Below are 13,443 nucleotides of genomic sequence, written 5' to 3' on the forward strand. Positions count from 1 at the left end.
AACCCGAAATCGGGCTGCCACTGGGCTGTTCAATCACACCCCCTTTGAGGCCGCCGAGGAGCGCAGGACTTCAAGCCCGTTCGCGCAGCGAACCTCAAGAACTGACTCGCGACGCTTGTTTGAGCAGAGCGTAGCGGCGCGAGTTCGGCGCGCGGGCTTGAAGTCCGACGCACTGAGGCAGGACCGAGCACAGCACCTGCGTGCTGTGCGACGCCTGACGAAGGACTTGCCGCTTGCAAGCGGCAAGGCACGCAGGGCAGCCCGCTGCGAAGCTAAGGGCCGGGCGGTTCGGGGGCGACTCTTTGCCTTCTTTCTGGTCGCTCAGAAAGAAGGTCGCCCGCCGGGGCGACGTCCCGGCATGGCCATCGGCATCAACCTCCGACAGCTCGCGGAGCGCTGACCTCATGCGCATCCCTGCCTCCTGGACGCCCTACCTCCTGGTCAGCCCCTTCCTGATCCTGTTCGCCGTGTTCGGCCTGTTCCCGCTGCTGTTCTCGGCCTGGCTGGCCTTCCAGTCCTGGGAGCCGACCAGCGGCATCGACTCGATGAAGTTTGTCGGCCTCGACAACTTCATCTTCGCGTTGACCGACGGCTGGTTCTGGAAGGCGCTGCGCAACACGTTGTGGCTGGCCTTCGCCTCCGGCGCGCCGCAGCATCTTGTGGCGTTGCCGCTGGCCGTCTTCCTGCACCAGGCCTTCGGGCGTTGGCGCGGCCTGTTCTCGGGTGCCTACTTTCTGCCCTACATCACATCCACGGTCGCCATCGCGATGCTGTTCGGTTCGCTGTTCTCGAACGACTACGGGCTGATCAACCAGGCCCTGCATGCGCTGTTCGGCATGGAGAACATCAACTGGATGCGCTCCCCCGAGGCCATCAAGCCGGCCATCGCCCTCGTCGTGTTCTGGCGCTATGTCGGCTTCAACCTGGTGCTGTATCTGGCCGCGCTGCAGACCATCCCGCACGACCTCTACCAGGCCGCCAAGCTCGACGGCGCCAACGCCTGGCAGCAGTTCTGGCGCATCACGCTGCCCAGCCTCAAGCCCATGATCCTGTTCGGCGTCACCCTGTCCCTGATCGGCGGGCTGCAGCTGTTCGAGGAGCCCTTCATCCTGACCAATGGCAAGGGCGGTGCCGACCAGCAGGCCATGACGGTGGCCATGTACCTCTACCGCGAGGCCTTCGACTTCAGCGACTTCGGCGGCGCCAGTGCGCTGGCCTGGATCATGTTCGGCGTCATCGCCGGGCTGACCTGGCTGACCAACAAGGCCTTTGCGGACAGGCGGGTGCAGGCATGAAGAGGGTTCCGAAGTACGCGGCCTACGCGGTTGTCGGCGCTGGTGCGCTGATCATGCTGGCGCCGTTCTATTTCATGTTCGTGTTCGCGACCCAGTCGCGCACCGACATCTTCAACGTGCCGCCGCCGCTGTTCTTCAGCACCGAACTGCTCAACAACATCGGCGTGCTCACCACACGGCTGCCGTTCTGGAAGAACGTCGGCTGGAGCCTCTACGTCGGCCTCATGTCCACGGCGCTGACCCTGCTGTTCTGCTCGATGGCCGGCTATGCCTTCGCGATGCTGGAGTTCCGTTTCAAGAAGGCTCTGTTCGCCCTCGTCATGGGAACCATGATGGTGCCGGCCTTCATGAACATGATCCCGACCTTCATGGTCATGGACACGCTGGGCTGGATCGACACCCACCGCGCGCTCTACCTGCCCGGCGCGGCGAGCGCCTTCGGCATCTTCCTGATGCGCCAGTTCGCGGCCAGCACGGTGCCGCATGAGCTGATCAACGCCGCGCGCATCGATGGCTGCAGCGAGCTTGGCATCTACTGGCGCATCGCGTTGCCGCTGATGAAGCCGGCGCTGGGCACGCTCGGCCTCATCACCTTCATCAGTTCATGGAACAACTTCATGAACCCGCTGATCGTCATGCGCACCGCCGAGAACTACACGCTGCCGCTGGCCCTGCGCAGCCTTTTCAGCACCACGAGCACCGAATGGGGCGCCCTGATGGCCGGCTCGGCCATCGCGACGTTGCCCCTGCTCGTCCTCTTCGTCATCTCGTCGCGCCAGCTCATCGCCGGTCTCACGGCTGGCGCCGTCAAATAAGAACAGTCCATGAATCCTCTGCACCGCCCTCTGTACCAGCAATTTCCGCCCAACTTTGTGTGGGGCGTCGCCACCAGCAGCTTCCAGATCGAGGGCGCCGCCCACGCCGACGGCAAGGGCGAGTCCATCTGGGACCGCTTCTGCAGGCAGCCCGGCGCGATTGCCGACGGCAGCAATGGCGAAGTGGCATGCGACCACTTCAATCGCCTCGACGACGACCTCGACCTGATCGCGTCGCTGGGCGTCAACTGCTACCGCTTCTCCATCGCCTGGCCGCGCGTGCAGGCCAAGGGCTACGGCGACTTCAGCCCCAAGGGCCTGGACTTCTACGAGCGCCTGGTCGATGGCCTCAAGGCGCGCGGCATCCAGGCCTTCGCGACGCTGAACCATTGGGACCTGCCGCAGGGCCTGCAGGACCGCGGCGGCTGGAACGACCGCGATACGGTGCACCGCTTCGTCGACTACGCCCGCCATGTGCAGGCCCGCATCGGCGACCGCGTCGACGGCATCACCACGCACAACGAGCCCTGGGTCGTCGCCGTGCTGGGCAATGAGCAGGGCAACTTCGCGCCCGGCATCAAGAGCCGCAGAACAGCCATCCAGGTCTGCCACCACCTGCTGCTCAGCCACGGCCTGGCCTTGCAGGCGCTGCGGGCCGACGGCGCCAGGAGCCAGCTCGGCATCGTGCTCAACCTGTCGTCCACCGTGCCGGCCACCGCCATGCCCGAGGACATCGCCGCCGCGGCCATGGCCGACGCCCGCAGCCGCCGCTGGTATGCCGACCCGCTGTTCAAGGGCAGCTATCCCGAGGAAGTGATGGCCGAGCTGGGTGCGGACGCGCCTGTCGTGCATGCCGGCGACATGGCCGCAATCGCCCAGCCGATGGACTACCTCGGCGTCAACTACTACACCCGTACCGTCGTGTCGGCGAGCGGCGCGGACTGGAAGCCCGAGGAGCGCGGCCTGCCGGTGTCGGACATGGGCTGGGAGATCTATGCCGACGGCCTGACCGACCTGCTCGTGCTGCTGCACCGCGACTACCCCGGCCTGCCGCCCGTCTACGTGACCGAGAACGGCGGTGCCTTCAAGGACGAGACCCTGGTGGGCGGCCGCGTGCAGGACGACGACCGCATTGCCTACCTGCGCGATCACATCGCGGCGGTAGCCAGCGCCATGCGGCAGGGGGTGCCCATGGCCGGCTACATGGTCTGGAGCCTGATGGACAACTTCGAATGGGCCAGCGGTTACCTGAAGCGCTTCGGTATCGTGCACGTCGACTACGAGACGCAAGCCCGCACGCCCAAGGCCAGCGCCGAGTGGTACCGCGACTTCCTGCGCGATTGGCGGGGATAGGCCCACCCCCTACCGGCTGCGCCGGCCCCTCAAGGAGGCGTCGCCAGCGGCCTGGCAAAGCCAGTTCCGCGGCGCCCCTTGGGAAGGCACGACGCCTGACACGACAACTACGGAGACAAAAATGAAGCAAATCACTCCCACTCCCAGCCCCTGGCGCCATGTGCTGCCGGCCATCGCCTTCGTGCTGACAGCCTGCGGCGGCGGTGGCGGTTCGGCCACCGCTGCGCCGGCCGCCGCGCCCGCTCCCGCACCGGCCCCCGCGCCATCCAACAGCTGGACCCTGGTCTGGAGCGACGAGTTCGACGCTGCCGCCGGCACCGTGCCCAAGGCCGCCAACTGGAACTACGACATCGGCAACGCCGAGAACAGTGGCTGGGGCAACCACGAGTTTCAGTACTACACGTCCAACGCCCGCAACGCGCAGATGGACGGCAGCGGCATGCTCGTCATCACGGCCGAGAAGGCCAGCAACGCCGGCCCCTGCTGGAACGCCAAGCCCTGTGACTACACGTCGGCGCGCATCCACACCAATGGCAAGGTCGGCTTCACCTACGGCAAGGTCGAGGCGCGCATGAAGCTGCCGTCCGGCCAAGGCATTTGGCCGGCCTTCTGGGCGCTGGGCACCGACCTCGCGACGGCCGGCTGGCCGAAGTCCGGCGAGATCGACATCATGGAATTCATCGGCAAGACGCCAAACACCACCTACGGCACTCTGCATGGCCCCGGCTACTCGGGCGCCCAGGGCATTGGCAAGCCCTACGACTTCGGCAAGCCGGTCGCGGATGACTTCCACACCTACACGATCATCAAGCGGCCCAACGAGATCGTCTGGCAGGTCGACGGCGTCGACTATCACCGCCTCACGCCCGCGCTGCTGCCCGCTGGCGGCACCTGGGTGTTCGAGAAGCCCTTCTTCGTCATCCTCAACCTTGCCGTCGGCGGCGACTGGCCTGGCGCGCCGGACGCCACGACGCCGCTGCCGGCACAAATGAAGGTGGACTGGGTCAGGATCTACAAGGAGAACTGACCATGCGTCGTCTGCTTTGCGTCCTGACCCTGACCCTGACCGGCGGCCTGCTCTGCGCTACGGCTGTCGCCCATGCCGTCGAAGTGAAAACCTCCTTCGGCAGCTTCAACGCTCCCGAGGGCGTGTCAGTGGTCAATCGCGAGGAGAAGCCCGACAAGGCCGGCAAGCCCACGGGGCTGGCGGTCTATTCGCGCACCGACGATCCCAGGGCCGTCTTCATCGTCTTGTGGAACTATGCCGAGCCCGATCCGGCCAAGCCCTACGACCCGCTGGACGGCGCGGTCAAGATCGGCAACCCCTTCGACAAGAAGCTGACCCGCGATGCCGCCAAGCCGGTGCTGGTGGGCGGCGTGGAAGGCGGACGCTACGAGGGCAAGCTGCCCAACGGCCTGCGGGCCGTCAGCTATGTGGCCGTGAAGGGGGGCTACCGCCTCATCGTGCTGTTGAAGGCGCCGCCGGAGAGCCCCTACAAGGAGCTGTCCGACGCCTTCGCTCGGGGCGTCGAAGGGTTTGCCTGGGCGGTGCCCCTGCCCGAGCAGGCGGCCTCGGCACCGTCGCAGTGAAGCGGCCGCCTGGGCGCTGACGAACTGTTTCTTGCGCCAGGGCGCTGCAAAGATGCGTAGCATGGCGGCGGCTTTTCGATCGTGCCGGTCGTCCGCCGCATTGCGCAGGCGGCCACGGCGAAACAGCCGCCCCAGGAGGAACCGTGGTCGCCATCCGCCTGCCGCTGCGCATGCTTTGCACCGTCCTGGCTGCGATGGCGTTGGATGCCGGCGCCGCGGGCGCGCTGCCGTCCACGCTGCGGCTGGCCAGGCTGGATGGCGTACCCGATCAGCGCATAGGCAGCGAAATCCTCAAAGTCGCCTATGCGCGGCTGGGCATCGACCTGCAGTTCGTCGCCGTGCCGGCCCTGCGCTCGCTGCTCGAGTCCAGCGAGGGGCGTCTTGATGGCGAGGTCCAGCGCATCCTGAACGTCGAGGTGCAGTACCCGACGTTGCTTGCAGTCCGGCCCTCGATCAACTACATCGAGCCGGCCGCCTTCGTGAAGAAACTGGATTTCAAGATCCAGGGCTGGCCCTCCATTGCGGCCTACCAGGTCGGCATCGTGCGCGGCGTGGGCTCCTCCGAGGCGGGAACCCAGGGCATGGCCCGCGTGACGGCAGTGCCTTCGATGGAAGCCCTCATGCGCATGGTCGCCGCGGAGCGCATCGACGTGGCCGTCAACGACCGCCTGAGCGGCATGCTCATCCTTCAACAGCTGGGGCTGCAAGGCGAAGTGCACCCGCTCGATCCGCCGCTGCAGCACATCCCGCTCTACCACTTCCTGCATGTGCGGCATGCGGAGTTGCTGCCGCGGATCGAGGAAACCCTGCGCGGCATGGCGGCCAGCGGCGAGCTGGAACAGATTCGCTCACGCGCGGCGAAAAGGATCGCCGAGGAGTACGAAAGACGCGCCTTGCCCTGACGCCGCGCTCGCACCGTCGTCCGCGGCGACACTGCGACCGGTCCAGACGCCGATCCACCGCATGCCCTGCACGCCGTTCCACCTCCGCCCCATCCCGAAGCTCTGCCTAACCCTGTGCCTGTGCGCAGGAGGCGCCGCTGCCCAACTGCCCGAGTCCACCGGGCTGCGCCGCAACGAGGCCCTGCTGACCCTCGAATACCAGACCGTCAAGGTGCCGGGCGACCAGTCCATCGACCTGCTGGGCTTTCACGCCTACCGCAAGCTGCTCGACGGCGTCTATGTGGGTGGCGGCTTCTATGCGCCGCTTGTCAGGGGTGCCTATGGCGGCTTCGTGGCCGCGGACCTGGGCCTGCACTTCAGGCGCCCGTTGGCCGGGCCGGTATTCGCGATGGCGGGCCTGTCGGCCGGCGGCGGCGGCGGCGGGCGCAGCGTCGAGCACAGCAAGCTGCTGTCGGGCAGCGGCGGCTTTGCCAAGGGCTATGCGGGCCTCGGCTATGACTTCGGCGAGTTCACGCTGGGCGCCACGGTCTCGCGCCTGAAGTTCCGCCAGGCCATCATCGACGGTACCCAGGCCAGCCTGCTGCTGGAGGTGCCCTTCAGCTACCTCACGGGGCCGTTCTCCGGCCACGGCCAGCCCTTGCCGGCCGTGGACGACCACCGTGCTGGCGCGGAGATGGGCGAGAACATGTTGACGCTGTCCCTGGACAACTACCGGCAGCGGTCGCCCCAGGGGTCGAACAGGAACACGGTGCGGCTGGCCGACCTGCAGTACGCGCATTTCTTCGCCGCCGACAGCTACTGGTTCGCCGCCCTGGGCATGGGCTACAGCGGCCTGCCCCTGTACAACCAGTTGTTGGGCGGGGTGGGCCAGCGCTGGCGCGTCGCACCCGACATCACGCTGTACGGGCAGCTGGGCCTGGGCTCGGGCGGTTATTCATCGGACGTGATCGACACCAGCTCCGGCCTGCTGGTCTATCCCAAGCTGGCTGCCGAGTATTCGCTGACGCGCGACCTGGGTCTGGCGCTCTCTGTCGGATACATGACGGCACCCAAAGGCAGCTCGCGCAACCAGACCTGGGGCCTGAGCCTGACGCACCACTTGCGTTCCGGCCGCAGCGCCGAGGCACCCGGCCCGGCCCGTTGGCAGGGCCTGCGCCTGTCGGTGCTGCACCAGACGGACCTGCACCTGAGCTACCGCGGGACCGACGGGCCCTCACTGCAGATGCTGGGCCTGCAGCTCGACATTCCCGCCGGGCAGCGCTGGTACCTGCCGCTGCAGGCTTCGGCGGCCTACAACGCCTACCTGGGCTATCCGGGCTATGCCGAGATCCTGGGCGGCCTTGGGGTGCAGACGCTTGCAGGGTCGGGGGAGCGCCTGCAGGCCTATGGCCAATTGCTGGCCGGCGCCAATGTGCACGGCAAGGCGGTCAAGGCCAATGCGGGTGTGCGCTGGCTGCTGGATGAGCGGCTGGCCATGAACTTCAGCGTCGGCCGCATCGAGGCGCGCAGCGCCGGCGGCGGCCGGTTCAAGGCCGACAACCTGGCGCTGGGGCTGGACTACCGGTTCTCGATCCCGACGCGTTGAGTACTCACACTTCGATGCGGTCTCCGGCCGCGTCGAACCACATCGTCTTGCCCGCATCGAAGCCAAAGCGCACCTTGGCGCCTTCCTGCACTTCCGGTTGACCCGGCAACACGGCGGAGATGGTCGAGCCGGCACAGCTCAGCCAGACGACATGCTGGTTGCCCAACGGCTCGACAAGCTGGACCTCGGCCTCGAAGGACTCGCCGGCGCCGACGCGAACGTTCTCCGGCCGGATGGCCAGCGTCAGCACCTCGCCTTGCGGGCGCGCCGCGAGCACGGCGGCCAGCGGCACGCTGAAGGCGGGGGACGCGAACACGCCGCCTTCGCCGACCTGGCCCTCGACGCGGTTGATGGCCGGCGAGCCCACGAAGCCCGCCACGCGCAGGTTCTTGGGCTTCTCGTAGACCTCGGCCGGTGTGCCGATCTGCTGGATGACGCCCTGGTGCATGACGACGATGCGCGTGGCCAGCGTCATCGCCTCGACCTGGTCGTGGGTCACATAGATCATCGTGTTGCCCAAGCGGCTGTGCAGCAGCTTGAGCTCGCGGCGCAGGTCGGTGCGCAGCTTGGCGTCGAGGTTGGACAGCGGCTCGTCCAGCAGCAGCACCTTGGCCTCGCGCACCACCGCGCGGCCGATGGCCACGCGCTGGCGCTGGCCGCCGGAGAGCTGGCCGGGCCGGCGCTCCAGCAGCGGTGTCAGCTGCAGCATGTCGGCCGCGGCGGCCACGCGCTTTTCCAGCTCGGCCTTGGGTGTCTTGGCCATCTTCAGCGGGAAGGCGAGGTTCTCCTTCACGGTCATCGTCGGGTACAGCGCATAGCTCTGGAACACCATGCCGACGCCGCGCTGGCTGGGCTCGGCGCGGGTCATGTCCTGCTCGCCGATCTGGATGCTGCCGCCGCTGACCTGGTTCAGCCCCGCGATGGTGTGCAGCAGCGTCGACTTGCCGCAGCCCGAGGGCCCCAGCAGCACGAGGAACTCGCCGCTGTTGACGTCAAGGTCCAGCCCCTTGATGACTTCATGGTTGCCGAAGCGGATGCTGAGGTCCTGGATGTGAACGCGGGTCAAGGTTGTCTCCTGTTGTCGTCTGTGTTCTGCAAGACCCTGGCGAGGGTCTGTTGCACCGTCTGCACGGGGATGTCGCGGTTCCAATAGTCGCTGACCGCGCGTTCGAGCGCCGTCAGCTGCGCCGGTGCGAGCAGCAATTCCGTGTTGCCGACCAGCCGGCCGGCATCGCGCAGCGCCGCAGCGCCGGCCTGGGCGCAGACGTCCAGCGTGCGGGTGTCGAGGTCGGTGCGCACCGGTACCGAGCCCTTGCGGGCGCTGAAGGCGAGTTGGGTGGCGGGCGCAGTGGCGACGCGGGCCAGCAGGGCCTGGGCTGGCCGGGCGCTGCCGTTCTTGTCCTTGGGAAAGACCAGCACGTCGCCGCTGACGATGTAGGTCGAGCGCGGGCTTAAGCCCGGCGTGCAGCCATAGTCGCGGCCCGGTTGCTGGCCGGCCTGGGCGAATTCGCCCTTGGCCCAGTCGCCCATGAACTGCAGCCCCGCGCGGCCGCTGACGAGCAGGGCCGTCGTGTCAGCCCAGCTGCGCCCGGGCGAGGCCGGGTCCACATAACGGCGCAGCTTCTTGTAGCTCAGCAGCACCTGGCGCAGCGCCTCGCCCTGCACGGCCGCGGCATCGCGGTCACGCAGCACGGCCAGATACAGGTCGCGTCCGCCCTGGTTGGCCAGCAGCGCGATGAAGAGGTTGAGGTCCTGCCAGGACTGCCCGCCGTGGGCCAGCGGGATCAGCCCGGCGGCTTGCAGCTTGTCCAGCGTGGCGAAGAGCTCGTCCATGCTGCGCGGCTCGGCCTTCACGCCGGCTTTGGCCAGCGCCGCCTTGGAGCTCCACAGCCACACCGGCATGTGGATGCTGACGGGGGCGGCGTAGACATGACCGTCCACCTTCACGGCGTCCAGCAGCACGGCAGGCAGCACCTCGGCCCAGCGGCCCTGGGCGGCCACGTCGTCGATGGCTTGCAACCGGCCTTCGCGCGCCAGCCGCACGAGGGCGAGGGACGGGTTGAACTGCGCCGCCATCGGCGGGTTGCCGGCGGCGACGCGCTCCTGCACGACCGCGCGCGCCTGCTCCGACGCCGTCACCGCCAGCTCGCGCCACTGGCCGCCGGCCGCGCGGTAGGCCTCGGCCAAGGCCTGCTTGGCGGCCGTCTCGCCGGACGAGATCCACCAATGGACGACGTCCGTCGGCGTCCCGGCCTGGGCCACGGCGGCAAACAGGGACGTGACAAGAAGGACGCAGGCGCGGAGCATCACGGCATCATTACCGAGAGTTAATAAACTTAATATCGTATTAACCACTAGCGCCGACGCCATTAAAGTCTGCCAACCATGAACCTGCTGCTCGCCGAAGACGACGCCCTGCTGGCTGACGCGTTGCAGCAGCAGTTGCTTAACGCCTCATTCAAGGTTGAATGGGCCGAGAACGGCGCCGTGGCCGAGTACCTGTTGCGCAAGCAGGACTTCGACATCGCCATCCTCGACCTCGGCCTGCCCATGGTGGACGGCCTGACCGTGCTCAAGCGCGTTCGCGAGGCCGGCCGCACCCTGCCCATCCTCGTGCTGACGGCGCTGGACGCGCTGGAGCACCGCGTCGCCGGCCTGCAGGCCGGTGCCGACGACTACCTGACCAAGCCCTTCGACTTCCCCGAGCTGGAGGCGCGCCTGCACGCGCTGCTGCGCCGTGGCCGCCCGGCCTCGCAGACCCAGCAGCTGCGCCGCCTGAGCCTGGACCGCGCCGCGCGCCGCGCCAGCGTCGGCGGCGAGCCGCTGGAGCTGAGCCCGCGCGAATGGTCGCTGCTGGACCTGCTGCTGACCGAGCGCGACCGCGTCGTCACCAAGGCGCAGATCGTCGAGGCCTGGGGCGCCGATGAAGGCGGCTCCATCGAGGTTTACATCCACCGCCTGCGCAAGAAGCTTGAAGGCTCGGGCCTGGCCGTGCGCACGGTGCGCGGCCTGGGTTATCTGCTCGAAGCCACCGCGTCATCGTGAACTCACCGGCCGGCCGCTCGCTGCACCGGCAACTGCTGTTGTGGCTGCTGCTGCCGCAGATCGTGCTGTGGCTGGTGGCGGCTTTCGGCGCCTATCGCCTGGCCAGCAGGCATGCCGACGAGCTGGTCGACAGCAGCCTCTTGCAGGCCGCCCGGGCGCTGGCGCGCCAGATCCGGCCCACGGCCAGTGGCCTCTTTGTCGACCTGCCGCGCTCGGCCCAGGACATCCTCGCTGCCGACCCCGACGACCGCGTCATGTACATGGTCAGTTCGCCGCCGGGCCAGCTGCTGCTGGGCGACGCACGCCTGCCGCCGCCACCAGGATCGCCAGCGCTGAACGAGCCGGTGTTCTTCGACGCCACCGTGCCTGAGCGCATGCGCGTCGTGTCGCTGGACCTGCATCTGGGCGCGGCCGGCACGGCGGATTCGACGCTGCGCGTGCAGATCGCCCGCTCCAGCGCGCCGCGCGAGCTGCTGGCGCAGCGCATGCTGCTGGACACGGCCCTGCCGCTGTCCCTGCTGATCGCATTGATGAGCATGGTGGTCTGGGCCGGCATCCGCAAGGGCCTGAAGCCGCTGGCCGAGCTGCAGCAGCAGGTGGAAGGCCGGCGCGCCGACGCGCTCGACCCGGTGCAGCTGCGCGCCGCGCCGCCCGAGGTCAGCGCGCTGGCCGGCGCCGTCAACGAGCTGCTCGGCCAGGTGCAGCAGAGCCTGGCCACGCAGCGCCGCTTCATCAGCGATGCCGCCCACCAACTGCGCACGCCGCTGGCGGGGCTGAAGAGCCAGACCGAGTTGGCGCTGGAGGCCAACAGCGATCCGGCCCTGCACCAGCGACTGGAGCGCGTGCACGAGAGCGCCGTGCGTGGCGCGCGGCTGGTGTCACAGCTGCTGGTGCTGGCCCGCGCCGAGCCCGAGGCCGTGGCGACCCAGGGCTGGGCGGCGGTGGACTGCGACCGCCTGGTACACGAGGTCACGGCCGAATGGGTGCCGCGTGCTCTGGCCGCCGGCTGCGACCTGGGTGTGGACATCGTCAACGCGGGCCTGAGCGTGCAGGGCGTTGAGCTGCTGCTGCGCGAGGCCCTGGTCAACCTGATTGACAACGCGGTGCGCTATGCCGGCCGTGGCGCGGCCATCACCGTCAAGCTGCGCCGCGCGGGTGACGACGTGTGGCTGGACGTCGAGGACAACGGCCCCGGCCTCACGCCCGAGCTGCGCGGGCGCGCCTTCGAGCGTTTCGTGCGCGGCTCGGCCCATGGCGAGGGCTGCGGCCTGGGACTGGCCATAGCCCGTGAGATTGCAGAGCGCCACGGCGGCAGCGCCGAGTTGCTGCCGGCGGCACCCACGGGCTGCATCGCGCGTCTGACACTGCCGGCGGCTTAGGCCAGCAGCTCGGCGACGCGGCCCAGTGCCTCGGCTATGCCATCGGGCGTGACGCGCCCAAAGCCCATCAGCAAGCCGTCCCGCCCGGCCGCAAACGCCTGCAGCGGATACAGCCCCACGTCCACGCGCCGGGCCAGCGCCGCGAGCTGCGGTGCGTCGATGGCAACGCCCGGCTTGAACAGCGCCGCCTGGTGGAAGCCAGCCTCCGCGGGCAGCAGCGTCAGCCATGGCGCCAGCGGCCCGGCAAAGCCCGCCATCAGCCGCTCGCGCCGCTGCGCATACTCGGCCACGCAGCGGCGCAGATGCTTGCGGTAGTTGCCTTCGGCCATGAAGCGGGCTAGCACGTTCTGCAGCAGGCTGGGGCCGTGCACGTCGGCCAGGTGCTTGGCGTGCAGCAGCGCGTCGCGCAAGGCCGGCGGCGCGATGACATAGCCCAGCCGCAGCGACGGCGCCAGCGTCTTGGAGAAGCTGCCGACAAAGGCCACACGGCCGTCCGTGTCCAGCCCCTGCAGGCTGTCGCGCGGTTGGCCCTCGAAGCGGAACTCGCTGTCGTAGTCGTCCTCGATGACGACGGCGCCCGTGCGCGCCGCCCAGGCCAGCAGCGCACGCCGTCGTTCCATGCTCATCGCCACACCGAGCGGGAACTGATGGGCCGGCGTCGTGTAGATGAGCTTGGCCTCTAGCGGCAGCAAGTCGGTCACCAGCCCTTGCTCGTCCACGGGCACAGAGGCGATGCGCGCGCCCTGGGCCTGCAGCAGCCCGGTGATGGGCGGGTAGCCGGGCGACTCGATGGCCGCCACATCGCCGGGCCCGACCAGCACGCGGATGAGCAGGTCGAAGGCCTGTTGCGCGCCCTGGGTGACGATGACGTCCGCCGCCGAGCAGCGCACGCCGCGGGCATAGGCTAGGTGTTCGGCAATCGATTCGCGCAGCGCGGCCAGCCCGGCCGGCGGGGCATGCGCGCCGCCCTGGCCGAGCTGGCGCTGGGCCGCGTGCAGGTGGCGGCGCCAGTCCTCGTGCGGGAAGAGGGCGGGCTCGGGCGAGCCGCCGATGAAATCCCAGCGCGCCAGCGGGTTGTCGGCAAAGCGCAGCAGCGGCACCGGCAGGGCCTGGAAGGCGGCGATGCGTTCGGCGCTGGCGAGGCGCGCGGTGGTTGCCACGGGCCGTTCGGCCTCGGCCGCCGGTAGCGCGCGCACAAAGCTGCCGCGCCCGCGCCGCGCCTCGATGAGCTGCTCCAGCGTCAGCCGCTCATAGGCCTCGGCCACGGTCTGACGCGCCAGGCCCAGTTGCTCGGCCAGCAGCCGTGTGGGTGGCAGCTGGGCACCGGTGGCCAGCCGGCCGCTGCGGATCAGGCCGCGCAGCTGGCGCAGCAACTGCTCGCCCAGCGGCTGGTCGCGGTCGATGACGATGTGGAGAACCATCCGGTGGCCTGCTCGATTTGGTCGGGATTGGACTGCTTGGCGCGGCGCCCGGGATTCA

General features: G+C 68.8%; 12 protein-coding genes. 9 read left to right on the forward strand and 3 right to left on the reverse strand.

What is annotated here, in order from left to right:
* The first annotated feature begins 404 nt into the window (after positions 1-404).
* From ASC91_RS05750 to ASC91_RS05780, 7 genes are all read left to right on the forward strand, one after another.
* A complete protein-coding gene (locus ASC91_RS05750) occupies positions 405-1,295 on the forward strand; it encodes a carbohydrate ABC transporter permease (RefSeq protein WP_056193615.1) in 891 nt (296 codons plus the stop codon).
* Positions 1,292-2,110, forward strand: coding sequence for a carbohydrate ABC transporter permease (locus tag ASC91_RS05755; protein WP_056193618.1), 819 nt, complete (start codon positions 1,292-1,294; stop codon positions 2,108-2,110). Before ASC91_RS05750 ends, ASC91_RS05755 begins: the two co-directional genes overlap by 4 nt.
* 9 nt (positions 2,111-2,119) lie before the next feature.
* The gene (locus tag ASC91_RS05760) at positions 2,120-3,463 is read left to right on the forward strand and encodes a GH1 family beta-glucosidase (protein WP_056193621.1); all 1,344 of its coding nucleotides are present in this window, start codon (positions 2,120-2,122) and stop codon (positions 3,461-3,463) included.
* A 121-nt stretch (positions 3,464-3,584) separates the two neighbouring features.
* Entirely contained in the window at positions 3,585-4,490 is a 906-nt protein-coding gene (locus ASC91_RS05765) for a family 16 glycosylhydrolase (protein WP_082532463.1), read from the forward strand.
* A gap of 2 nt (positions 4,491-4,492) precedes the next feature.
* The gene (locus ASC91_RS05770; protein WP_056193627.1) at positions 4,493-5,053 is read left to right on the forward strand and encodes a hypothetical protein; all 561 of its coding nucleotides are present in this window, start codon (positions 4,493-4,495) and stop codon (positions 5,051-5,053) included.
* A 143-nt stretch (positions 5,054-5,196) separates the two neighbouring features.
* Entirely contained in the window at positions 5,197-5,955 is a 759-nt protein-coding gene (locus tag ASC91_RS05775) for an ABC transporter substrate-binding protein (RefSeq protein ID WP_082532464.1), read from the forward strand.
* A 61-nt stretch (positions 5,956-6,016) separates the two neighbouring features.
* Positions 6,017-7,540 (forward strand): hypothetical protein, encoded by a 1,524-nt coding sequence (locus ASC91_RS05780; protein ID WP_056193633.1) that lies wholly within the window; start codon positions 6,017-6,019, stop codon positions 7,538-7,540.
* Positions 7,541-7,544: 4 nt separating this feature from the next.
* On the opposite strand, the gene ASC91_RS05785 is transcribed toward ASC91_RS05780, so the two are convergent.
* Together ASC91_RS05785 and ASC91_RS05790 are read right to left on the reverse strand one after the other, a co-directional pair.
* Positions 7,545-8,606 (reverse strand): ABC transporter ATP-binding protein, encoded by a 1,062-nt coding sequence (locus ASC91_RS05785; protein ID WP_056193635.1) that lies wholly within the window; start codon positions 8,604-8,606, stop codon positions 7,545-7,547.
* A complete protein-coding gene (locus ASC91_RS05790; protein ID WP_056193636.1) occupies positions 8,603-9,847 on the reverse strand; it encodes an ABC transporter substrate-binding protein in 1,245 nt (414 codons plus the stop codon). The genes ASC91_RS05785 and ASC91_RS05790 overlap by 4 nt, the downstream gene beginning before the upstream one ends.
* A 78-nt stretch (positions 9,848-9,925) precedes the next feature.
* Here ASC91_RS05790 and ASC91_RS05795 point away from each other — a divergent pair, with 78 nt between their 5' ends.
* Together ASC91_RS05795 and ASC91_RS05800 are read left to right on the forward strand one after the other, a co-directional pair.
* A complete protein-coding gene (locus ASC91_RS05795; RefSeq protein WP_056193638.1) occupies positions 9,926-10,585 on the forward strand; it encodes a response regulator transcription factor in 660 nt (219 codons plus the stop codon).
* Positions 10,582-11,964: a sensor histidine kinase gene (locus tag ASC91_RS05800; RefSeq protein ID WP_235531861.1), complete on the forward strand. Its 1,383-nt coding sequence runs from the start codon at positions 10,582-10,584 to the stop codon at positions 11,962-11,964. The genes ASC91_RS05795 and ASC91_RS05800 overlap by 4 nt, the downstream gene beginning before the upstream one ends.
* Here ASC91_RS05800 and ASC91_RS05805 read toward each other — a convergent pair.
* Positions 11,961-13,385, reverse strand: coding sequence for a PLP-dependent aminotransferase family protein (locus tag ASC91_RS05805; protein WP_056193643.1), 1,425 nt, complete (start codon positions 13,383-13,385; stop codon positions 11,961-11,963). The two genes, ASC91_RS05800 and ASC91_RS05805, sit on opposite strands and share 4 nt — an antisense overlap.
* Between the last annotated feature and the right edge of the window lie 58 nt (positions 13,386-13,443).

The sequence above is a fragment of the Pelomonas sp. Root1237 genome (genome assembly GCF_001425055.1).
Taxonomy (GTDB): Bacteria; Pseudomonadota; Gammaproteobacteria; order Burkholderiales; family Burkholderiaceae_C; genus Pelomonas.

Excerpts from the sequence above, each read along its gene's own strand:
- ASC91_RS05750 (WP_056193615.1), top strand. The coding sequence starts at position 405 with ATGCGCATCCCTGCCTCCTGGACGCCCTACCTCCTGGTCAGCCCCTTC.
- ASC91_RS05755 (WP_056193618.1), top strand. The coding sequence starts at position 1,292 with ATGAAGAGGGTTCCGAAGTACGCGGCCTACGCGGTTGTCGGCGCTGGT.
- ASC91_RS05780 (WP_056193633.1), top strand. The coding sequence starts at position 6,017 with ATGCCCTGCACGCCGTTCCACCTCCGCCCCATCCCGAAGCTCTGCCTA.
- ASC91_RS05770 (WP_056193627.1), top strand. The coding sequence starts at position 4,493 with ATGCGTCGTCTGCTTTGCGTCCTGACCCTGACCCTGACCGGCGGCCTG.
- ASC91_RS05805 (WP_056193643.1), bottom strand. The coding sequence starts at position 13,385 with ATGGTTCTCCACATCGTCATCGACCGCGACCAGCCGCTGGGCGAGCAG.
- ASC91_RS05795 (WP_056193638.1), top strand. The coding sequence starts at position 9,926 with ATGAACCTGCTGCTCGCCGAAGACGACGCCCTGCTGGCTGACGCGTTG.
- ASC91_RS05790 (WP_056193636.1), bottom strand. The coding sequence starts at position 9,847 with ATGCTCCGCGCCTGCGTCCTTCTTGTCACGTCCCTGTTTGCCGCCGTG.
- ASC91_RS05765 (WP_082532463.1), top strand. The coding sequence starts at position 3,585 with ATGAAGCAAATCACTCCCACTCCCAGCCCCTGGCGCCATGTGCTGCCG.
- ASC91_RS05760 (WP_056193621.1), top strand. The coding sequence starts at position 2,120 with ATGAATCCTCTGCACCGCCCTCTGTACCAGCAATTTCCGCCCAACTTT.